20 protein-coding genes are annotated in these 20,319 nt (G+C 63.3%); 10 read left to right on the top strand and 10 right to left on the bottom strand.

Going from position 1 to position 20,319, the window contains the following annotated elements:
- Positions 1-86: 86 nt before the first annotated feature.
- The 4 genes from NFG58_RS13600 to NFG58_RS13585 form a co-directional block, all read right to left on the bottom strand.
- A complete protein-coding gene (locus NFG58_RS13600) occupies positions 87-1,340 on the bottom strand; it encodes a methyl-accepting chemotaxis protein (protein ID WP_348826741.1) in 1,254 nt (417 codons plus the stop codon).
- 343 nt (positions 1,341-1,683) lie between these two features.
- Positions 1,684-2,028: an AzlD domain-containing protein gene (locus NFG58_RS13595; protein WP_045994407.1), complete on the bottom strand. Its 345-nt coding sequence runs from the start codon at positions 2,026-2,028 to the stop codon at positions 1,684-1,686.
- Complete coding sequence (locus NFG58_RS13590) at positions 2,025-2,750, bottom strand: AzlC family ABC transporter permease (protein ID WP_108132997.1); 726 nt, start codon at positions 2,748-2,750, stop codon at positions 2,025-2,027. The genes NFG58_RS13595 and NFG58_RS13590 overlap by 4 nt, the downstream gene beginning before the upstream one ends.
- A complete protein-coding gene (locus NFG58_RS13585; protein WP_045994409.1) occupies positions 2,747-3,313 on the bottom strand; it encodes an XRE family transcriptional regulator in 567 nt (188 codons plus the stop codon). The genes NFG58_RS13590 and NFG58_RS13585 overlap by 4 nt, the downstream gene beginning before the upstream one ends.
- A 116-nt stretch (positions 3,314-3,429) precedes the next feature.
- On the opposite strand from NFG58_RS13585, the gene NFG58_RS13580 reads away from it, so the two are divergent.
- Positions 3,430-4,104, top strand: coding sequence for a metallophosphoesterase (locus tag NFG58_RS13580; protein ID WP_348826740.1), 675 nt, complete (start codon positions 3,430-3,432; stop codon positions 4,102-4,104).
- Between the two features lie 545 nt (positions 4,105-4,649).
- Here the strand turns inward: NFG58_RS13580 and NFG58_RS13575 are convergent.
- Positions 4,650-5,072 carry a CBS domain-containing protein gene (locus NFG58_RS13575; RefSeq protein ID WP_045994411.1) on the bottom strand — a complete coding sequence of 141 codons (423 nt, stop codon included), beginning with the start codon at positions 5,070-5,072 and terminating at the stop codon, positions 4,650-4,652.
- 50 nt (positions 5,073-5,122) lie between these two features.
- The gene (locus tag NFG58_RS13570; protein WP_287165103.1) at positions 5,123-6,589 is read right to left on the bottom strand and encodes a dihydrolipoyl dehydrogenase; all 1,467 of its coding nucleotides are present in this window, start codon (positions 6,587-6,589) and stop codon (positions 5,123-5,125) included.
- Positions 6,590-6,783: 194 nt separating this feature from the next.
- On the opposite strand from NFG58_RS13570, the gene NFG58_RS13565 reads away from it, so the two are divergent.
- The 8 genes from NFG58_RS13565 to NFG58_RS13530 all read left to right on the top strand — a co-directional run bounded on the left by NFG58_RS13565 (position 6,784) and on the right by NFG58_RS13530 (position 13,336).
- Positions 6,784-7,398: a YqaE/Pmp3 family membrane protein gene (locus NFG58_RS13565; protein ID WP_222516694.1), complete on the top strand. Its 615-nt coding sequence runs from the start codon at positions 6,784-6,786 to the stop codon at positions 7,396-7,398.
- Positions 7,399-7,488: 90 nt separating this feature from the next.
- Entirely contained in the window at positions 7,489-8,358 is an 870-nt protein-coding gene (locus tag NFG58_RS13560; RefSeq protein ID WP_348826739.1) for a DMT family transporter, read from the top strand.
- A 121-nt stretch (positions 8,359-8,479) separates the two neighbouring features.
- Positions 8,480-9,361 (top strand): NAD(+) kinase, encoded by an 882-nt coding sequence (locus NFG58_RS13555; RefSeq protein ID WP_108132991.1) that lies wholly within the window; start codon positions 8,480-8,482, stop codon positions 9,359-9,361.
- A gap of 13 nt (positions 9,362-9,374) precedes the next feature.
- Entirely contained in the window at positions 9,375-10,361 is a 987-nt protein-coding gene (locus tag NFG58_RS13550; RefSeq protein WP_222516727.1) for a metallophosphoesterase, read from the top strand.
- A 271-nt stretch (positions 10,362-10,632) separates the two neighbouring features.
- Positions 10,633-11,478: a rhomboid family intramembrane serine protease gene (locus NFG58_RS13545; RefSeq protein ID WP_348826738.1), complete on the top strand. Its 846-nt coding sequence runs from the start codon at positions 10,633-10,635 to the stop codon at positions 11,476-11,478.
- A 9-nt stretch (positions 11,479-11,487) separates the two neighbouring features.
- Entirely contained in the window at positions 11,488-11,784 is a 297-nt protein-coding gene (locus NFG58_RS13540; RefSeq protein WP_045994422.1) for a DUF1315 family protein, read from the top strand.
- Positions 11,785-11,812: 28 nt separating this feature from the next.
- Positions 11,813-12,604, top strand: coding sequence for a DUF2797 domain-containing protein (locus tag NFG58_RS13535; protein ID WP_108132990.1), 792 nt, complete (start codon positions 11,813-11,815; stop codon positions 12,602-12,604).
- 51 nt (positions 12,605-12,655) lie between these two features.
- Positions 12,656-13,336 (top strand): glutathione S-transferase family protein, encoded by a 681-nt coding sequence (locus NFG58_RS13530; RefSeq protein ID WP_348826737.1) that lies wholly within the window; start codon positions 12,656-12,658, stop codon positions 13,334-13,336.
- A 123-nt stretch (positions 13,337-13,459) separates the two neighbouring features.
- On the opposite strand, the gene NFG58_RS13525 is transcribed toward NFG58_RS13530, so the two are convergent.
- The 4 genes from NFG58_RS13525 to NFG58_RS13510 all read right to left on the bottom strand — a co-directional run bounded on the left by NFG58_RS13525 (position 13,460) and on the right by NFG58_RS13510 (position 18,321).
- Positions 13,460-13,918: a hypothetical protein gene (locus NFG58_RS13525; RefSeq protein WP_222516691.1), complete on the bottom strand. Its 459-nt coding sequence runs from the start codon at positions 13,916-13,918 to the stop codon at positions 13,460-13,462.
- Between the two features lie 14 nt (positions 13,919-13,932).
- Positions 13,933-15,249, bottom strand: coding sequence for a sulfite oxidase (locus tag NFG58_RS13520; RefSeq protein WP_222516690.1), 1,317 nt, complete (start codon positions 15,247-15,249; stop codon positions 13,933-13,935).
- A 191-nt stretch (positions 15,250-15,440) separates the two neighbouring features.
- The gene (locus NFG58_RS13515) at positions 15,441-16,574 is read right to left on the bottom strand and encodes a PA0069 family radical SAM protein (protein WP_348826736.1); all 1,134 of its coding nucleotides are present in this window, start codon (positions 16,572-16,574) and stop codon (positions 15,441-15,443) included.
- A gap of 178 nt (positions 16,575-16,752) precedes the next feature.
- Positions 16,753-18,321, bottom strand: a complete 1,569-nt coding sequence (locus tag NFG58_RS13510) for an arylsulfatase (RefSeq protein WP_083970615.1) — start codon at positions 18,319-18,321, stop codon at positions 16,753-16,755.
- Positions 18,322-18,972: 651 nt separating this feature from the next.
- Here NFG58_RS13510 and gltS point away from each other — a divergent pair.
- Positions 18,973-20,181 carry a sodium/glutamate symporter gene (gene gltS / locus NFG58_RS13505; protein ID WP_348826735.1) on the top strand — a complete coding sequence of 403 codons (1,209 nt, stop codon included), beginning with the start codon at positions 18,973-18,975 and terminating at the stop codon, positions 20,179-20,181.
- Positions 20,182-20,319 lie beyond the last annotated feature (138 nt).

Here is a 20,319-nt window from a genome sequence, read left to right as displayed (position 1 = left end):
CGAGCCCGGAGCCACGCCGCAGTCATGTGGCTTGCTAGTGGCGACAATGACTGCGGTGCGGTAGTGGTGCCCATCACACGCCACGATCAGAGCTTGCGAATCGCCGCCGAGACGTTGTGGGCGCCGTCCAGGATCTCGCGTATCACCAGTTGCGCCTCGCCGACCCGTTGCTGGCTGAGGTCACTGCGGGTGGCCACCTCGGTGATCTTCTGGTTGGCCAGTCGAATGCGTTGGTTGTTGTCGTTGAGCACCTGGGTGATCTGCTCGGCAGCGCGGGTGGAGCCCTGGGACAGTTCGCGAACCTCCTGGGCCACCACCGCAAATCCGCGGCCATGCTCGCCAGCGCGCGCCGCTTCGACCGCCGCATTCAGCGCCAGCAGGTTGGTCTGCTGGGCGATCCGCGAGATGGAGTCGGTTATGTTGTTGATCGCTCGCGTCTGCTCCTCCAGGGCGGCCACGATGGCTTGGGTCCCCTTGATCTCGTCGGCGGCCTGGCGCGACGACTCGACAGCCTCTTCGAGCTGGACCAGACCATTGTCGGCGATGGTCTCGGTCTGCTCCGCGGTGACTCGGGCGGACTCCACGGCACTGCGAGCGGCATCTTCGGCCTCGACAGAGCGGGTGATGTCGGTGGCGAACTTGACGACGCGTGTCACCCTGCCGGTCTCGTCGATCACCGGGTTGTAGGTGGCCTCGACCCAGACGGTGCGCCCACTGGCGGTTATGCGTCTGAAGCGTCCCTGCTTGAAGGTGTTGGCGGCCAGTTCCTGCCAGAAGTCGGGGTGATCTAGGTAGAAGGTGTCGTCGCAGAACATCCTGTGATGCCGTCCCAGAATGTCGTCGAGACGATAGCCCATCGTGGTCAGGAAGTTGCCGTTGGCACGCAGTATTTCGCCTTCCGGTGTGAATTCGATCACCGCCATGGACGCGTCGAGGGCGCTGAGCACAGCATCCTGACCGGACGCAGCAAGGCGATCGTCGGTGACGTCATTGGCAATCTTGAGAATGTAGTGAATCTTGCCTCGAGCGGAGCGCACAGGAAGATAGGTCGCCTCCAGCCATAACGGATTGCCATTGGCGTCGATGCGGCGAAAGGTACCGGTTTTCGACTGGCCGTCCGCCAGCCCCCGCCAGAATGCCTCGTAGGCGGGGTCCTGATGAACCTCTGGCGGACAGAACATGCGGTGGTGCTGACCGCGTATCTGATCGAGCCGATAGCCGACGGTGGCAAGAAAGGCATCACTGGCTTCGCGGATGGTGCCGTCGGGACGAAAGACAATACAGGCGGTGTGGCTATTCAGTGCGCGATACAGGGCGCTTATTCTTCTGGCCGATACCATCAAGTTACCTCGGGAGTGGAAGGTGCTGGGAGCAAGGTCGAAGCAGGTTCTTGTTTTTTCTTTTTAAAATGCCTTTTCCATCCTGGAGCCGAACGAGTATCGGCCGATATCGCTCGAGCTTTAGTATCTTGCACGCATAAATGAGGGAGAGCGCCTGGCCGCGCAGGAAAAGCCTGTGGGTCAAACGATGGAACACGGCGAGTTGGGGGCAGGAAGGCAGCGGCCCGCCACCATTCGGTGCGGGCCTGACGGAAATAGGCACAGGGAAAGGAAAAGGCAAGACCGCTTGGGTCGCGGACACCAATACCCGGTAGGCCTTTTAGTGTCAGCGTCGACTTGAGTGTCAGAGCGAACCGGCCAGTACCAGCGTGAGTCCGTAGGCGGCCACTCCGGCGGCGACCGGCCACCCCAGCGATCGCGTTCGATACCATACCGCCAGCGTTGCCAGCACCCCCACGCCAGTGGCGCTCCAGCTGGCGATGCTCGGCTGTGCTGGTACCAACGAGACGCCCAGGACCGCGGCGATCATCAAAGGCCCCAGCACCGACAGCCACTGCGGCATCGGTTCGACGCTGTCTTCCGTCTGGCGCTCGGCGAGACGACGGCGCATCCATATCAGGGGCGCCATTCGCATCAGCAGGGTGCCCAGGGTGGTCGCTACCACCGCCATCCACAGCGTAGTGGTCATGATCGACTCCTTGTGACCGGTGAACGTTTGACCATAAAGAAGCAAAGTGCGCCGCACAGAGCCGCCAGGGGGATGCCGGCATTGGCCACCCCCAGCACCGCCAGCAGGGCGCCTGCGGCGATGGTCACCAGGGTCGCCAGGCCCCAGCGGAAGCTGGACAGGCGAGGCACCACCAACACGAGAAACAGGGCAGGCAGGGCAAAGGGCATCACCTCTCCCAGCAGCGGCCAGCGTTCCACCACCCATTCGCCCCCCAGTGCACCCACGGCGGTACCGGCGATCCAGGCCAGCCAGGCCAGCAGGGCGGCGCCGGTGTACCAGCCAAGCCGAGCCGCCTCCGGCAGTTGCGGCAGACGCGTCAGCGCCAGGGCGAAGACCTGGTCGGTCAGGCCGTGCATCAGTGCAGGCCACCAGCGGCTCGTGGTCATCGAGGCGGCAAGGTTCGGGGCATAGACCACGTGACGAACGTTGATCAACAGGGTCATGGCGACCACCAGCCATAGAGGAGCGCCACCTGCCACCATGCCGACGAACACGAACTGGGAGGCGCCGGCATAGATCAGGGTAGAGATGGCGACGGCTTCCCAGGCACTGAAGCCCGCCTGGACGGCTACCAGGCCAAAGGAGATGGCGATGGGGATATAGCCGCCGAGCAGCGGGATCGCCTCGCGGACGCCGGTCACCCAGGGGCTGGCACGCAAAGGAGTCGTCGTGGTGGTCATCGAGAGGTTTCCGGTGGATGGTAGACGATGGTCAGGGTGGCGGAAGTGGCCTGGTTGTCGGACGCGTAGAGGTGTGGACGATCCGCCGCGAAGGTGACGCTCTGGCCGGGACCCAGGGTGTGGCTCTCGTGCTCGGGGCCGGTGGTCAACCGGCCGGAGATCACCGTGACGGTCTCGTGCACGCCCGCGGGGTGCGCTTCGCTGAGCCGATAGACGTCAGGGTCCAGGCGCATCCAGTAGACGTCGACGGCCGGTTGGCTATCGCCCTGATCGATCAACTGGACCTGCACGCCCTGGTCATCCAGCGCCGTGGTCACGGGCTTTATCAGGGTGCCGAAAGGCACCTCGAGGCAGCTCGCCAGGCGCCACAGGGTGTCCAGGGTAGGGTTGCCGTTGCCCTGCTCCAGCCGAGACAGATTCGACTTGGCGACGCCGGCGTCGCTGGCCAGGCGGGATAGCGACCAGCCACGCAATTGGCGCAGATGCTGAAGATGCCGGCCGAGTGCTTCGGCATGCAGCGTGTCGTCGCTTGAGAAGCTAGCTTGGGAGAAAGGCTCGATCATGAGGTCACTGTTCGGTTGAGCTGTTGTTCCATTTATCGAACGTTCTGTAAAAGGAACATAGGACGAATGTTGCGATGGCGTCAAGCCTGAGCTCGCACTGGGGCAGGAGCAGACTCATGCGCTGTATCCGTCATGGACCAAACCGCAAGGGGCGTGATTACGTCGTCGGTGACGTGCACGGCCAGTACGCCCAGTTGATGGAAGCGCTGGAGAGAGTCGACTTCGATGTCGCCCGGGACCGGCTGTTCTGCGTCGGTGATCTGGTCGACAGGGGAGAGGCATCGCTCGCCTGTCTGGCGCTGGCGCTTGAGCCCTGGTGCTTTGCGGTGAAGGGCAATCACGAACAGATGGCGATCACCGCCCTGGCCGAAGGCGGAGGAATGGCCTGGGATCTGTGGCAGCGCAATGGCGGCAACTGGGTCTTTCTCGATGGCGTCGAGGAGGCCCGTAGCACCATGAACGCCGCCCGTCCGCATCTTCCGCTGGCTCGGGAAATCTGTGCGGGACAGCGTCGCCTGGGCGTGGTGCACGCCGATCCACCCGACGACTGGGGCCAGATCGAGCAGACCCCGGCCGAGCACCTGCTATGGTCGCGGCGTAGATTCCGACGTGACAGCGGCGGCAGCCTGGACTCGACCCGCGTCGAGGGCGTCGATGCGGTGGTGGTGGGGCACACCATCGTCGAGGCACCGCTGTGGCTTGGCAATGTGCTACATCTGGATACCGGTGCCTGTGACGGCGGGCGCCTCACCCTGGCCGCTGTCGACGACATCCTTGATGCCATTCCCTGAACGACCTGGCCGGCGGTGCCCGTTGATGGCCGCCGAGTAGTGGCAGCGTCGAGCTCTTGCCACAGACCTTGGAACCGACGCAGAACGCTGTGGTCAGTAGGGCGCTTCTCTCACCGCTGTGCACCGTCGGGCCCAGGGGAGGAAAAAAAATTTTCGATGAAAGGAGAACTTTTCTGGTGACGACTGTCATATGTGGTACAGACAGCATGCGCGATGGCAGTCGTTAGCAGTGTTGATCTGGTTTGCTAAATCGATCGTTGCGCCTCATGGTTTCCATGGGGCGTTTTTTTTGCTTTGGCGAAGGTGCTCTCCCTCTCTCCCTTACCTGTGAGCCCGGGGCATATCAGGCATGCTCCATGAACGCCCTTACGGTTTGCACAAGCGCCAGGGGCATCTGGAGGATCGGGGAGGCCGATGCACGGCGGTGTGCCAGGCGATGGAGCCAGGCAGTGGTGTCAGCGTTGGCGCTACCGACAGCACGCCCACCGCCGGCATCGTGATGCCGGCGGTGGGCGTCTACAGAAGGCGTTGCGCAACAGGAGGGGTCAGGCGCTTCGTTGATGGCGTCGCATGGTGAGCACGGCGGTAAGCACGTCGCGGCGGGTGACGATACCCACCAGTCGGCCCTGTTCGGTGACGGGATACACCTTGGGTTTTGCTCCCAGCATTTCCTGGGCCAGATCGACGATGCTCTTGGTGGGAGACACCGACAGCACTTCGTTACGCATCATTTCATGGACCAGCGGTGCCTCGTGATCCAGATAGAGGCTCTCGATCACCTTGCCCAGCACGTCCTGCTCGGAGATGAAGCCGATCAGGTGATCGCCGTTGTCCACCACCGGGGCCCCTGGCAATCGGTGCAGAGCGAGACCTTCCGCCAGGGTGGAAATGGAGGTCTTGCCGCTGACGCGGTAGCAGTCCTTGGACATGATGTCCCGGACGATCGATGGAGGTGCCTTGTGTGGCATAACCGCTCTCCTTTGAAGCGGCCCGGCGCCATGCGTCGGGCCCTTGACCGTCAAGCGCCTGGACCGCACTCCAGGCAGCGTTCGGTGATCGCCGGACCCCTGCGCAGATGCACGTTGAGGTCCCTCAGTGCTGTTCTCAGGCCTTCTTCGACCACCGGGTGGTAGAAGGGCATTTCCAGCAGGCGATCCACGGTCAATCGTTGGTCGATGGACCAGGCCAACAGGTGGCCCAGGTGTTCCGCCCTTGGGCCGAACATTTCCGCGCCGAGAAGAATTCCCGAGCCGTGCTCAGCGTAAAGCCTCAGCATGCCTCGGTTCTGCCGCATCACCGTGGACCGTCCCTGATCCTCGAACGAGACCTCACCGATGGCCACGTTGGTCAGTTGTTCATCCCGACGCTTGAGTTCAGCGTAGCCTACTCCAGCGCTTGCCATCTGCGGATCGGTAAACACCACCGCCAACGGAGTACGCCTGCGACCGGCGCGAATATCCGGGTAGCGTCCGGCGTTTTCGCCTGCGATGCGTCCCTCGTCGGACGCCTCGTGCAGCAGGGGAAGATCCTGGTTGGCATCACCGGCGATAAAGATCGGTGCGGGCGAACCGTCATCGAAGCGACACTGCATGGTCAGCCGGTCGAACACCGGCACACCGCGGTCGTTGAGTTCCAGCCCGGTCTTCGGCAGGTCCAGCTTGTCCACGTTGGGCCGACGTCCGGTGGCCGCCAGCAGGTAGTCGAAGCGCTCGGTCTTCTCGGTGTTGCTGTCGCGACAGTGGAAGGTCACCACCACCTGATCGCCGTCCCGGTCGACCTTCTTGACGGTGGCGTCGGGGTCCAGCGGAAACCCTGTGTTGAACTCCTTGTCGGCGAGCGCCTTGAGATCGGGGTCGCCGAGAGGACCGATGGCGCCGCCGACGCCGAACATGCGCACTCGCACGCCCAGGTGGTGCAGCGCCTGACCGAGTTCGAGGCCGATGACGCCGGGCCCGAATACCACCACCGACTCGGGCAGGTCATCCCATTCGAACAGGTCGTCGTTGATGATCAGGCGATCCCCGGCGGCATTGAGAAAGTCGGGCCAGGAGGGGCGGGAACCGGTGGCGATGACGATGCGCTTGGCCTTGATACGCGTATGGTCGCCCACCACCAGGGTGTTGGCGTCTTCGAAGCGAGCGGCACCGACGATGCGGTCGTCTTCCTCGATGCGGGACATCGAACTCAGTACGCTGCCGACGAAACGATCCCGCTCCCGCTGGAGGCGTTCCATGACTGCGGGGCCGTCGACGCTGACGCCGCTGACCTTGACCCCGAAGCCCTCGGAGTCACGTGCCTGCTGGGCCACGTCGGCGGCGGAAATCAGCAGCTTGGACGGCATGCAGCCGACCCGTGCGCAGGTGGTGCCGTAGGCGCCGGATTCGATCAGCACCAGCTTGTCGGTATGTTGTCGCGCCGCGTGCCAGGCACCAAGGCCGGCGCTTCCTGCTCCGATAATGGCGATCTCGACCTGTCTTTCCTGCATGATGTCTCTCCTGGGAGCTGAACATGGCGCTGTGGGGAACCCGTGGGGGTGACCTCTATCAAAACAGTAGGACAGTTGAGGCGGGTTTCTCTATCAATCAGGCGTTGCTGTTACATCAAAGCCTGTATTGGCACACTGAAATGGGCCATCGGAGATACCGGTGGCGTCATTCGACCCTGGAGGTAAGTTCTCTGATGGACGCGCGAGAGTATCTGGCCCGCAAGGGGCTCGACGGTGAGCGAGACAAGGAAAGGCCCAACACCCTCGAGGAAAAGGCCTGGGACCGAGCGCGGGAGTCCCACGACCATCGTCCCAGGGCCGGGACACCCCATGACTGGGAAGACTGGGAGCGTTACCACGATGTCCTGGCCGAAGGCGCGGAAAGCCTGGAGCAGAAGATTGACGCCGAGGCCCATCGCCAGGCCCAGGAGCAGGCAGCGCGTGACGCGCAGCCGCAGCGTGCGCAGGCTGGGGCGATGGATAGCCCTTCAAATAGCCCGGCAGATAGCCCGGCGGTGGAGCACTTCACCCCACCGCCTGTGCCCGAGCAGAAGGAAGGCACCGATGCGCATGCGTCCAGAACCAGTGACGAGCCCATGACATCCTCGCCCCAGGTGGCGTCGGCGTTGATGGCGTCGCCAGCGGCCCGGCTCGCCTTGATGGTGCTGGTGCTGCTGATGCCCCCGCTGGCGGTGGCGGTAGCCGAAGGTGGTTCGCGCCGGATCGCGATTGCGTTCCTGCTGACCCTGCTGGGCTGGCTGCCTGGGGTGGCGTACGGGGCCTGGTGGTTGAAGCAGGTCAATCATTGAGGCGAGCAGGGCTCAGAGGGGGCAAGCGTTGGGCCGAGGAGGGTGTTCGCGTATACTGCCGTAAACCTTTTTGACTAGTGGGAGTTTACGGTGGGCTATCTGGTGGTGGTCACCGCCCTGTGGGCGTTCTCGTTTTCGCTGATTGGCGTCTATCTGGCCGGTCAGGTGGACAGCTATTTCGCGGTGATGATGCGGGTGGGGCTGGCGGCGCTGGTGTTCCTGCCGTTGTTGAAGCCCGGCCTGCTCGATCTGCGCCACAAGCTCGCGCTGATGGCACTTGGTGCCGTCCAGCTTGGCATCATGTACATCTTCTTCTACCAGTCCTTCGTGCTCCTGTCGGTGCCGGAGGTGCTGCTGTTCACCATCTTCACGCCGCTGTACATCGCCATTCTGGATGACCTGGCGTTTGGTCGTTTCACTCCCTTCCATCTGGTCACTGCAGGGCTTGCGGTGATCGGCGCGGCGGTCATTCGCTACAAGGGCGTCAACGACGACTTCTGGCTGGGATTCCTGGTGGTGCAGGGGGCCAATCTCTGCTTTGCCATGGGGCAGGTCGGCTATCGGCGCCTGTCGGCGGCACTGCCCCCCTCGTTGCCTCGCCACCATGTATTCGCCTGGTTCTACCTGGGTGCGGCCTGCATCGCGCTGCCGGCCTTCGCGCTGTTGGGAAGCACCTCGGGGCTGCCGACGACACCCCTGCAGTGGGGGGTGCTGCTGTGGCTGGGACTGGTCGCCTCGGGGCTCGGCTACTTCCTGTGGAACCTGGGCGCCGTGCGGGTGGATGCAGGCGCCCTGGCGATCATGAACAACATGCTGATTCCTGCTGGCCTTGCGGTGAACCTGGTGATCTGGAACCGCGAGGCTGATCTGGTGCGTCTGGCCATGGGAGGCGCCATCATCGCCGGTTCGCTGTGGCTCAACGCCTGGTGGCAGCGGCATCATAGGACGGCGCCGGTCTAATTCATCGTCAGTCTGGGTGATCATCGATCTGGGCCATGCGTTGGCCTGAGGCGCCGGGCGCGGTTTGCTCCGCCAGGCCCCCCTCGCCATAATGAGCGGTCGCCAAGGGAAGGATGCGTGGATGCAATCGTTCAAGAACATCGGACTGATCGGGCGCCTGGGCAGCGCCAAGGTGGTCGAGACCCTCAAGCGGCTGATTCGTTTTCTGGATGACGCCGGCTACCACGTGATCGTGGAAGACCGTACCGCCTCGGCGTTGCTGGAACGTGGCCACGCCGAGGCCAGTCGCCGCATGCTCGGTGAACTGTGTGATCTGGTGATCGTGGTCGGGGGCGACGGCAGCCTGCTGGGCGCGGCCCGCACCCTGTGTCGCAGCGGAACCCTGGTGCTGGGGGTCAATCGCGGACGGCTGGGCTTCTTGACCGATATCTCGCCGGATGAGCTCGAGGCCCGTGTCGGTGAGGTGCTGGCGGGGCAGTACGAGGTCGAACAGCGCTTTCTGCTCGACGCCGAGCTCTACCGCGGGGACTCCCTGGTGGGCAGCGGCGATGCCCTCAATGAAGTGGTACTGCACCCGGGCAAGGCGGTGCGGATGATCGAGTTCGAACTGTTCATCGATGGCCAGTTCGTCTACAGCCAGCGCAGCGATGGCCTGATCATCGCCACGCCGACCGGTTCCACCGCCTACGCCATGTCCGGCGGTGGCCCGATCATGCATCCGAAGCTCGACGTGGTGACGCTGGTGCCGATGTTCCCGCACACCCTTTCGAGCCGGCCCATCGTGATCGACGCCGGCTGCGAGATACGCTGTCATATCGGTGAGACCAACCAGACCTATCCCCACATCAGCTGTGACGGCCAGACCCGTGCCGTGGCCAAGCCCGATGATGTTCTGGTGATCCGGCGCAAGCCCCAGAACGTTCAACTGGTGCACCCTCTGGGTCACAACTTCTATGACGTCCTGCGCAGCAAGCTGGGCTGGAGCAACAGGCTGGGAGATTGACGTGAGCAGGCGACTGGACGGCTACGACCTGATCGGTGACGTTCATGGCTGCGGCGCCACCCTGGCGGCGCTGCTGGAACGGCTGGGGTATCACCTGCGTGGCGGTGTCTATCGTCATCCCCAGCGCAAGGCGATCTTCCTCGGGGACCTGATCGACCGTGGCCCGCGTATCCGCCTGGCGGTCTCCATCGCCAGACGCATGGTGGAAGAGGGCGAGGCCTATATCGTGCTGGGCAATCACGAGATCAATGCCCTGACGTACACCCAGAAGGCCCCGCCTGAGCACGGCAGGGAATGGCTACGCCCGCATACACCGCGTCACAACCGCATCATTCGTGAAACCCTCGAGCAGTACCATGACCACCCCCAGGAGTGGGATGATGCCCTGGCGTGGTTTCGCCAGATCCCCCTGTGTCTCGAGATCGACGGCATCCGGGTGGTCCACGCCTGCTGGGACGACCGCCTGATCGAATCCTTCAGGCGGCTCCGGCCCGACGGCTGTCTGGACCACGACTTCCTGCTCCAGGCCTCGAGCCCGGGTACCGAAGAGTCGAGGATCCTCGAGCGCCTGACCCGCGGCGGTTCCATCGACCTGCCCGGGGACACGGTCATCCATTCCGGAGACGGTTTCACTCGACGAAGCTTTCGGACCCACTTCTGGGCACGAGACCCTCGCACCTGGGGTGACGTGGTGTTCCAGCCGGACAATCTACCGGGAGACCTCGAGGACCGGCCGTTGAGCGACAGCGAGCGGGCCAGCCTCAGCTACTATGGCCCCGACCAGCCCCCGTTGTTCATCGGCCACTATTGGTGCGAAGGCGTCCCGGCCTTGCCGGCCCCGAATATTGCCTGTCTCGACTACAGCGCGGTGAAGTTCGGTCGACTGGTGGCCTATCGCTACAGCTTTGAATCCCGCCTCGATGCCAACCACTTTGTGTGGGTGCCGGTGCCCAGGGATGTGCGTGCGAGGCCCTTGCCCCGAGAGATCGTCTTCGACTGATACAAAACGTTACATTAAAGTCGAGCACTCGACTGAACCCTTTATCAAAAGCGGCGTCTGAGTAGGTGTTCCCTTGAATGATCCCTTGCTCTTGTCCGGCGGCCCCCTCCGCCGGACTTTTTCTGTGTGGATGAAAAAGACATCCTGCCATGCCCGGCTTGCCGTCGGGCCTTTCGCCCATCTGCGCCGCGTGTGACCGCTGCCCCTACCGGCCAACGTCATTTCAGGCCATCATCTCTGGGCCGCTACCCTTTTTCGCGCTGGAGACGCCATGTTCCGGGTCATGCTGATCCCCCACGATATCGATACTCGCGAGCTGCGACAGGCGCTCTGGTCGCACCGCATCGGACACCGTATCACCGACGAGGACGACGGCCAGGTACTGTGGCTGATGGACCCGAAACAGCAGGATGCTCTGGCCGAGGTGATCACTCGCTGGCAGCGGGGGGAGGCGATACCCGCGCCGAGTGCCTCGAAGCCGAGACCGGCACGTCACTGGTGGCCGCTGCTGCGCCATCATCCGGTCACCTTGTCGGTGCTCGGGCTGTGTCTGCTGGTGTTTGGTGCCATCGCTGTGTGGGGAGACATGGTGCTGGCGTGGCTGGCGATCGTGCCTGTGGGCATCCGTGGCGGGGCGCTGGCCGTCGGCAGTATCCCCGATGCGCTGGCGGCGGGGCAGGTATGGCGCCCGCTGTCGCCGATCTTCCTGCATTTCGGCTGGATGCACCTGATCTTCAACATGATGTGGTTGTGGTATTTCGGCCGTCAGGTGGAGACCCTGCATGGCCCATTGCGCATGCTGACGCTGGTGGTGGTGGCGGGGCTTGCCGGCAACCTGGCCCAGTACGCCACCGGCACGGTGCTGTTCGGTGGCATGTCAGGCGTCGACTTTGCGTTGCTTGGCTACGTCTGGTTGATGTCCCGTCGCGCGCCGGCCAGCGGCTTCTTCGTGCCGCAGATGCTGGTGCTGTTCATGCTCGGCTGGATGGTCTTCACCATGACCGACGTCGCCGGGCTGGTGGGCTTTGGCAATGTGGCCAACGAGGCGCACCTGGGCGGTCTGCTCGTGGGGCTGGTGCTGGGCTGGTATCATTCCCGAAAATCACGTCTTCACTAGAGCGATGCCATGAGCGACATGACCTTCGAGCGAATGATTTCCCAGATGACGCCGTCGATCTACCAGAGCCTCAAGCAGGCGGTGTCGCTGCGCAAGTGGCCGGACGGGCGAATGCTGACGGCCGAGCAGATCGAGCTGTGCATGGAAGCCGTGATGCGCTACGAGCACGACAACAATGTGCCCGAGGAGAGCCGCATCGGCTACCTGGAGCAACGCACCTGCGGCGCTGGGCCCGGTGGGCCATCGAGCAGTGCCGGGGTTTCCGAAGACATGGCGGGGCTCGCCCGGGATGCCAGTCGTGACTGAAGTACTTGCCCACGGATGTCTGTCCAAGATGGGGGTCGAACCCGACTCCCCCGCGCGCTACACCCTCAAGGCCGGCGAGAACCGTCTGCCGCTCAACGACTACCTGGGCCGCACCCTGCGACTCGAGTGGAGCGGGGCGATCGCCTGTACCCACTGTGGGCGTGCGACCAGGAAGAGCTTCGGGCAAGGCCACTGCTATCCCTGCTTCAAACGCCTGGCCCAGTGCGACAGCTGCATCATGAAGCCCGAGCTGTGCCACTTTTTCGAGGGGACCTGTCGCGAGCCCGAGTGGGGCGAGCGGTTCTGCTTCCAGCCCCACGTCGTCTACCTGTCCAACGCTTCCGGGCTCAAGGTCGGGATCACCCGCAATACCCAGATGCCGACGCGCTGGCTCGACCAGGGCGCGATCCAGGCGTTGCCGATCCTCGAGGTGGACAGTCGTCAGCAGTCTGGCTTCGTCGAGGTGCTGTTCAAGAACGAGGTGTCGGATCGCACCAACTGGCGGGCGATGCTCAAGGGGCAGGTAGAGGAGCTGGATCTGGCCGCAGAGCGCGACCGTCTGCTGGAGAGGCTGTCGGCGGGGCTGGGCGATCTACGCGAGCGCTTCGGCGCCGATGCTATCCGTCCCCTGGACGGCAGCCCACGTCGCTTCGACTACCCGGTACTCGAGTACCCCACCAAGGTCACGTCTCACAACCTCGACAAGAATCCGCGAGTCGAGGGCACCCTGATGGGAATCAAGGGCCAGTATCTGATCTTCGATACCGGAGTGATCAATCTTCGCAAGTACACCGGCTACGAGATGTCGCTGGCGGCTTGATCAACGTCACCGGCAGCGACAGGCGCTGCCAGCGACCCAGGGAGCGCTGTCATGTACGTCCTGCATATCGCCAATCGACAGACGTCGTCGTGGTCGCTGAGGGCCTGGCTGACCTTTCGCCAGCTTGAGATTCCCTTCGAGCTGGCCTTTCACCCCTTCGATGAGCAGGGCAACAGTCACGCCGACTTTCGTCGGTTTTCGCCCTCGGGGCGAGTTCCCTGTCTGCATCATGACGAACGGGTGGTGTGGGACTCGCTGGCCATCATCGAATACCTGGCCGAGCGTCATTCTGGGATCTGGCCTGAGCATGTGGACGCCAGGTGCTGGGCCAGAAGTGCCTGTGCCGAAATGCATTCAGGTTTCAGCGCGCTCAGGCAGCAGTGTCCGATGCACTGCGCGCTGCGCGTACGCTTGAACGAAAAGACGCCCGAGCTGCTGGATGACCTGCATCGGCTGAACGAACTGTTTGAAGACGGCTTGACGCGCTTTGGTGGACCTTACCTGTGCGGCGAGCGGTTTACCGCCGCAGACGCCTTTTTCGCCCCCATCGCCTTCAGGATGCGAACCTACGACCTGCCCATGGGTGGCCCGTCTCGCGACTACCTCGAGCGACTCCTCGCCTTGCCCGCCATGCGCCAATGGCAAAGCGAGGCGGTTTGCGAGCCGTTCCGTGAGTTACCTCTCGAGGCGCAGATCCTCGCCAGCGGCACTGTGCTCAAGGACTTGCGCTGAAGGATCTGCGCTGAAGTGAAGGATCTGTGTTAGAGCATCTGACTATCTGTCAGAGCATACGATGCCCGATTCCGCTGTCGCAGAATCGGGCCGATCAGCCGCCTTTCGACCGCGTCCGTTGTTTCAACCTTCTGCGCTGGTCTCGCTGGCCTGTGGTGCCGGCGGCATCAGATGCTTGGGCAGGTTCTGCCGCCTGGCATCGGTCCTCGGGCCGTAGTGGGTCGACAGGTAGTCGAGGATGGTGGCTTCCATTTCGGGATTGAACTGCCACAGGCCCTGAGTCTCCTGCATCCAGTCGATCAGGTAGGCCCAGTGCTCGCGTGACCCCCTGTTCTGGGTGACCAGGGCGGCGGAGTGGCAGACGGTGCAGTTGCCCTTGACCGTCTGCCAGCCCTCCGCCATCACGAACCCGCTGTCCGGATCGGTCTCGAGGGGGGCATCTGTGGCTTGCCCAGAGGCCTCGCCTGTCGATTGAGCCAGGCCAAAGGGGCTGAACAGCACCGCGCCGAGCAGCAGGCCAGTCATCAAGAGCGGGCGGGTCGACGACCATGCCCTATGCCTTCTGGTGGTACGAATTCCCATGCCAGTCTCCTCCCTCAGCCGACCTGAACCGCGATGCGGTGACAGGCGTTGTTGAGGTAGCCTTTGGGGTTCCAGCCGGGCACCACCATGGGCTGGGACTGGCCGTTTTCGTCCACCGCCCGGGCCCACACCTCGTAATAGCCTGGCTCGGGGAACTCGACCTGGGTGGTAAAGCGCTGCCAGGCGAGGCGATTGGGTGCGTCGTTGAGGCTGGCCCTCTGCCAGGTGGCGCCGAAGTCGATGGAGGTGTGCACCTCGGACACCGACAGATCCCCCGCCCAGGCGTGACCGCGCACCTCCATCGGCTGGCCCTGGGCGTGCTCGATCCCTGATCGCGGGTAGGTGATCAGGGACTTCACCGGCATCGACTGGATGGTGACGAAGTCTTCCTTGGCCACCTCAGTGCCCGGTGCCACCGGGTTCGCCGGCACGCTGTAGGAGGGAGGCGCCATCTTGGCCCCATCGTGCTTCTGGTTGCGTACGACGATCTGCTTGAGCCACTTGCCCGATACCGAGCCCGGCCAGCCGCCGCACACCAGGCGCAGCGGGTAGCCGTTCTGGTAGGGAATGTCCTCGCCGTTCATCGCCCAGGCGATCAGCGACTCGTCCTCCAGGGCCTTTTCCATCGGCACACCGCGAGAGATCGCTTCCTTGTCGGCGGCGCCGCTGGCATGGCGATCGGCGCCGTAGTAACCGATATAGACGGCGTCGTCGGCGATGCCACAGGCCTCCAGCACATCGCGAAGTCGTACCCCGGTAAAGGTCGGGCAGGCCACCGCGCCGGTGGTCCACTGGTTGCCGCTGGCGGCGGGGACGTACTCGCTGCGACCATTGCCGCCGCACTCTACCTGAAGCTGGTAGGTGTGCTCGGAGAAGCGCTCCTTCAGCTCGGCGATGGTGAAGGTGGTGGGGTTCTGGCACGACTCGCCGGTGATTTCCAGCGTCCAGGTGGCGGGATCGATCTCGGCTCGCTCCGGGGGCAGGCCGTTGTTGCGCACGAACATGTAGCGCGCCGGGGTAATGTCATCGTCGAGCAGATGGGCCGGTGTCTCGGCGTTGATCGGACGGTCGTTGAGGACCCTCAGCCCCTCCTTGCCCTCGATCTCGAAGGCTTCGTCGCTCTGGGCCAGGGCTGCGGGTATCAGGCCTCCCGGCATGAAGCGTGCGAAGGGAATGCTGGCGCCGAGTACCGCGCTCATGGCCAGCAGGCTGGAGCCGGTGAGAAATCCACGACGGCTGACGGGATCCACCTGCCGCCCCCACAGCTTGCGATCGGCGTCCACGGGATCCTTGGCGTAGAGGGCGTGCAGGCCCTTGGTCTGGCGGCGCATGCAGAACTCCTTATATTTTAATTGTAGGTCGTTATTCCAGAGGATCCTTGTAGCGTAGGTGGTGGCACCGGCGGCAGCCAGGGACAGTTGGAAGGCGGCAATGGGACCAGCGCTGGCGCATAGCGGCTTGGAGGCGGTGGCGTCTCGCGAGGCTTTAACCGAAACGTCGACTAGCGAAGGTTGGACAAGCCTCAGAATAGTGACCCCTGACGGTGGGGCGGCCTGAAGCTCTCGGTATCAAGCTCACTATCAGTATCAAGACCGCTATCAAGGCCGCTATCAAGGCCACTATCACTACGTCGTGACAGGCCCAGGCGACGGCAGGCCTTGCGGAAGCGTTGGTCGAGCAGTTCGGCGAAGACGCCCTGGCCGCGCATGCGGTGGCCGAAGCGACTGTCGTAGTCCTGGCCGTTGCGACACTGGCGAATCAGGCTCATGACCTTGGCGGCGCGCTCAGGATAGTGGGACTCGAGCCAGGCCTCGAACAGCGGCGCGACCTCTCGTGGCAGGCGCAGCAGCATCCAGCCGGCGGTGCTGGCGCCGGCGTCCCTGGCGGCCTGAAGCAGGCGCTCCAGTTCATGGTCGGTAAGCCCGGGAATCACCGGCGAGACCAGGGTGCCCACCGGTACACCGGCATCGGCAAGCTCGCCGATGACCCTGAGTCGGGCCCGGGGTGAGGCGGTGCGCGGCTCCAGCTGACGCTTGAGTTCGGTGTCCAGGCTGGTGAGGCTGACCATCACCCGCACCAGGCGGCGGCTTGCCAGTTCGCTCAACAGGTCCTTGTCGCGCAGGATCAGCGCGCTCTTGGTCACCAGGGTGACCGGATGACGCCACTCCAGCAGCCGTTCGAGCAGTGCCCTGGTGGTTCGGTGTTCGGCCTCGATGGGCTGGTAGGCGTCGGTATTGCCGGACAGGTTGATCGGACGGCAGACGTAGCCGGGCTTGCACAATTCTTCGGTGAGGCGTTCCACCAGGCCGGTGCGGGCGATCAGGCGGGTCTCGAAGTCGAGACCGGGTGACAGGTCCCAGTAGGCATGACTGGGCCGCGCGTAGCAGTAGATGCAGCCATGTTCGCAGCCACGGTAGGGGTTGATCGAGCGATCGAAAGGGAGGTCTGGCGAGCGGTTCCACGACAGCGCGCTCTTGGCGCTCTCGGTGGCGGTGACGGTGGCGATGCGATCAGGTGTTGCCTCTTGCCACCAGCCGTCGTCCACCTGTTCGCTACGGGTGGGAGAAAAACGATTGGCGGGATCATAGGTCGCGCCGCGGCCCTTCAAGGGGCTCGTAGCGCTTCTTTGCTGGCCGTCGTCGTGATAGTGATCCATGCCGGCAAGGCTAGTCGAATACTGTTTATATATCCAGCTTTATGATGGGGAAAACGAACGCGGAGCAGAGCTAGGGGGTGAAAAGGAGATAAACGGGGGCTGAACAAGAGCCGAACGGGGAGCATAACGGCAAGAGGCCGCACAAGGGCGGCCTCCTGTCGACTTGCCGGTGGAAGCGTTATTGCTTCGGCGTAAAGGAGCCGGCTTCCTGACGCTGGGGGTATTCCTCGAAGGTGGCCATGAAGTCCGCCACGATCTTGCCTACAGGGGAGAAGGCATACATGCGGCGCAGCTGCCAGTCGTCGTAGTAGGAAGAGTCTTCCGGGGCCATCTCGAACGGATCGGCACGCAGGTCGATCAGAAGCGGTGCCTTGAGCTGCGTCTGCTGACGGCGCCAAGCGTCCATGCCCTCGTGCTCCTGGATGCTGAAGTGTGCCTTGTACTGGCCGAAGCGCACGGCACCCAGGGAACCATCATCGACGAAGGCGAAGAAGGTGTCGCGCGGCCACTCGCCGGCGTCCTCGGCGCCAGTCAGGTGGGGCAGCACGTTATAGCCATCGATGTGCACGTTGAATTCCTTGTCACCGGCGGTGTAGCCGTCAAGCAGCTGCTCCTTGATGTCCGGCTCGCCAGCGGCGGCGATCAGGGTCGGGAACATGTCCTCAAGCGAAAGGATCTCGTTGGACACCTGGCCCGGTTCGATCTGACCCGGCCACCTCATCATGAACGGCACCCGAATGCCGCCTTCCCAGGTAGTGGCCTTCTCGCCACGGAAGGGCGAAGTGCCGCCATCCGGCCAGGTGAACTTCTCGGCGCCGTTGTCGGTGGTGTAGATGACGATGGTGTTCTCGTCGGCACCCAGTTCCTCGAGCTTGTCGAGCAGTTGGCCCACCAGGGCGTCGTGCTCGGTCATGCCATCGGCGTAGATGCCAAGTCCGGTGCGGCCTTCACTCTCTTCCTTGAGGTGGGTGAAGATGTGCATGCGGGTGGTGTTGTACCACACGAACCAGGGGGTGTCGGAAGATTCCTGGCGCTCGATGAAGTCCTCGGCGGCGGTCAGGAATTCCTCGTCGATGGTCTCCATACGCTGTTTTGTCAGCGGGCCGGTGTCCTCGATCTGGCCATCCGCGGAAGAGCGAATGACACCACGGGGGCCGAACTGTTCACGGAAGCCAGGATCGGTGGGGTAGTCGGCGTTCTCCGGCTCTTCCTCGGCGTTCAGGTGGTAGAGGTTGCCGAAGAATTCGTCGAAGCCGTGGTTGGTCGGCAGGTACTCGTCGCGATCGCCGAGGTGGTTCTTGCCGAACTGGCCGGTAGCGTAGCCCATCGGCTTGAGGATCTCGGCGATGGTCGGGTCTTCCGGCTGCAGGCCGAGCGGATCGCCGGGCATGCCGATCTTGAGAAGACCGGTACGCTTGGGTGACTGCCCGGTGATGAAGGCCGCGCGCCCAGCGGTGCAGCTCTGCTGGCCATAGGCGTCGGTGAAGCGGATGCCTTCTTCGGCGATGCTGTCGATGTTGGGCGTGGTGTAGCCCATCATGCCGCTGTTGTAGGCGCTGGTGTTAAACCAGCCGATGTCATCGCCCATGATGACCAGGATGTTGGGCTTGTCTGATGACGCCTCGGAGGAGGTTTCTTCTTCGGTAGCGGACGCTGGCTGAATGCTGGCTGCCAGGCCGACCGCAGCAATCGATGCCGCCACGATGCCCTTCCAGGGCGAAGGTATTGCCGACGAATACACTTTCATGATCGTTCCCTTAAATTAAATGATGTCATTGACATGGCATTGATACAGCGGAGTGATGTGTTGGCCTGCTCTCCTTGCTGGTCGACGTACGGCTTGCTGGTCAGGTCCTGACAGCCGACGCGTGAAGGCCGGCGGTATCGTTGTATTTCCTCCGATCCTCGCCCGCTGGGCTGGAACCAGGGGGAAGGAAGGCCGAGTCTGCTGGCTCAGCTAAAAGTGTGCCTTGATGGGCATGCAAGACAGCATAGTAAACGATCATTGCTTGTGCATGACCAACTTCCCCGAGCCTGCCCAAATGGTTGTCTCATTTGCTTTGCCATCGTCGACTCGATCGTCAGGGTGCCAGTGACCTCGCCCTCTGTGTCGTTGGTCATCGCCCTCAGAGTCGTTGGTCATCGCCCTCTGTGTCATTGGTCGTGGCCCTTGGCACCTTCTCCCTTGGCTGAGTTTGAACCGCTGTTTCTGCCTGGACCCTCCCTCGGGTGGGGCGGACCGCTGAGGACACAAGAGGGAGCAAAAGCTTGCTCCACGACAAATAGGCCCCTCTCATGCCTGAATGTTTGTCCAGTAGTCTAAGGGCGGACACCTGGCGTAGCCGCACCAAGAGTCACCAGGAGGGTGTCCTTCGAGGGCGAAGGAGAGCGAAGGCAGATGAATATAGGCTTGAACGCAGTGGAAACAATGGCGCTGGCGCTGGTCCTGCTGATGGTGGGCATTCAGCTTCGGCGCCGGGTGGAGTGGCTCGAGCGCATGTGCGTACCGACGCCGGTGGTCGGGGGCATCGGCTTCGCCGTGCTGGTATGGCTGCTACGATCGATGGACGTGCTGACGCTGGATCTGGACACCAGCGTTCAGGATCCGATGATGATCGCCTTCTTCGCCACGGTAGGGCTCGGTGGCAGCCTCTCGGTGCTGGCCAGGGGCGGGCGTTCGCTGGTGATCTTCCTGTTGACCTGCTGGGCCCTGGTGCTGGTGCAGAATGGTATCGGTATCGGCGTCGCCTCGATGATCGGGCTCGACCCCCTGATCGGCCTGATGGCGGGCGGGCCTTCGCTGGAAGGCGGCTTTGGCGGTGCGGCGGCCTTCGGGCCAGAGGCGGAAGCGCTCGGTGCCGACGGCGCCCTGACCGCCGCCATGACGGCGGCCACCTACGGTGTCATCACCGGTAGCCTGCTGGGCGCGCCTCTCGCCCGCTGGTTGATCGAGCGGTTCAAGCTTCGCATCGAGGCCGAGGAGGTCGGCGGGCTTGCCGATCTGCACGAGGAGCACCTGAGCGAAGATGATCAGACGCTGACCCCGCATCGGGTACTGAAGGCCATGGCGGTGGTGGTGCCGGTGATGGTCATCGGCCTGGCCTGTCGCGAACTCATGAAAGAGAAACTCGGCATCGTGCTGCCAAGCTACGTCGGGGCCATGTTCGTGGCCATCGTGTTGCGCAACCTGAACGATCACCTTCGCCTGGTCGAGGTGTCCGAGCGTGCCATCAATCTGATCGGAGAAGTCAGCCTGGCGATCTTCCTGACCATGGCCATGATGAACCTGAAGATCTGGCAGCTGCAGGGCATGGGACTTGGCCTGGCGCTGATCCTGATGATCCAGACGCTGGTGATCGTTGCCATCGCGGCGCTGGTGGTCTTTCGTTCGCTCGGCAGCAACTACGACGCCGCCGTACTCTCCGCCGGCTTCATCGGCTTTGGCCTGGGCGCTACGCCCAACGCCTTCGCCAACATGGGCGCCGTCTGCGACCACTACAAGGTGGTATCGAGCAAGGCCTACATCATCGTTTCGCTGTGTGGCGCCGTCTTGATCGACATGGTCTCCGTGCCCGCCATCACCTGGTGTCTCAACGTCTTTGCCTGAGGTCACGCTCTAGCGGTATCAGCAGTAGAGCTGTTTCATGAATAGATACCGACGCCGCGCCCCCCCGGGCGCGGCGTCCGGTCGTCCGGGCGAATCATGATGAATGCGGGGGCCTCGAACGGGGCTCGAATGGGGTTT

The sequence above is a fragment of the Halomonas sp. RT37 genome, assembly GCF_040070525.1.
GTDB lineage: Bacteria > Pseudomonadota > Gammaproteobacteria > Pseudomonadales > Halomonadaceae > Halomonas > Halomonas litopenaei.
This window is presented reverse-complemented; position numbering and strand designations above follow the sequence as displayed.

Coding starts and splice junctions, on each gene's coding strand:
- NFG58_RS13600 (WP_348826741.1), bottom strand. CDS start 1,340: ATGGTATCGGCCAGAAGAATAAGCGCCCTGTATCGCGCACTGAATAGC.
- NFG58_RS13595 (WP_045994407.1), bottom strand. CDS start 2,028: ATGACCACTACGCTGTGGATGGCGGTGGTAGCGACCACCCTGGGCACC.
- NFG58_RS13590 (WP_108132997.1), bottom strand. CDS start 2,750: ATGACCACCACGACGACTCCTTTGCGTGCCAGCCCCTGGGTGACCGGC.
- NFG58_RS13585 (WP_045994409.1), bottom strand. CDS start 3,313: ATGATCGAGCCTTTCTCCCAAGCTAGCTTCTCAAGCGACGACACGCTG.
- NFG58_RS13580 (WP_348826740.1), top strand. CDS start 3,430: ATGCGCTGTATCCGTCATGGACCAAACCGCAAGGGGCGTGATTACGTC.
- NFG58_RS13575 (WP_045994411.1), bottom strand. CDS start 5,072: ATGCCACACAAGGCACCTCCATCGATCGTCCGGGACATCATGTCCAAG.
- NFG58_RS13570 (WP_287165103.1), bottom strand. CDS start 6,589: ATGCAGGAAAGACAGGTCGAGATCGCCATTATCGGAGCAGGAAGCGCC.
- NFG58_RS13565 (WP_222516694.1), top strand. CDS start 6,784: ATGGACGCGCGAGAGTATCTGGCCCGCAAGGGGCTCGACGGTGAGCGA.
- NFG58_RS13555 (WP_108132991.1), top strand. CDS start 8,480: ATGCAATCGTTCAAGAACATCGGACTGATCGGGCGCCTGGGCAGCGCC.
- NFG58_RS13545 (WP_348826738.1), top strand. CDS start 10,633: ATGTTCCGGGTCATGCTGATCCCCCACGATATCGATACTCGCGAGCTG.
- NFG58_RS13540 (WP_045994422.1), top strand. CDS start 11,488: ATGAGCGACATGACCTTCGAGCGAATGATTTCCCAGATGACGCCGTCG.
- NFG58_RS13535 (WP_108132990.1), top strand. CDS start 11,813: ATGGGGGTCGAACCCGACTCCCCCGCGCGCTACACCCTCAAGGCCGGC.
- NFG58_RS13530 (WP_348826737.1), top strand. CDS start 12,656: ATGTACGTCCTGCATATCGCCAATCGACAGACGTCGTCGTGGTCGCTG.
- NFG58_RS13525 (WP_222516691.1), bottom strand. CDS start 13,918: ATGGGAATTCGTACCACCAGAAGGCATAGGGCATGGTCGTCGACCCGC.
- NFG58_RS13520 (WP_222516690.1), bottom strand. CDS start 15,249: ATGCGCCGCCAGACCAAGGGCCTGCACGCCCTCTACGCCAAGGATCCC.
- NFG58_RS13515 (WP_348826736.1), bottom strand. CDS start 16,574: ATGGATCACTATCACGACGACGGCCAGCAAAGAAGCGCTACGAGCCCC.
- NFG58_RS13510 (WP_083970615.1), bottom strand. CDS start 18,321: ATGAAAGTGTATTCGTCGGCAATACCTTCGCCCTGGAAGGGCATCGTG.
- gltS (WP_348826735.1), top strand. CDS start 18,973: ATGAATATAGGCTTGAACGCAGTGGAAACAATGGCGCTGGCGCTGGTC.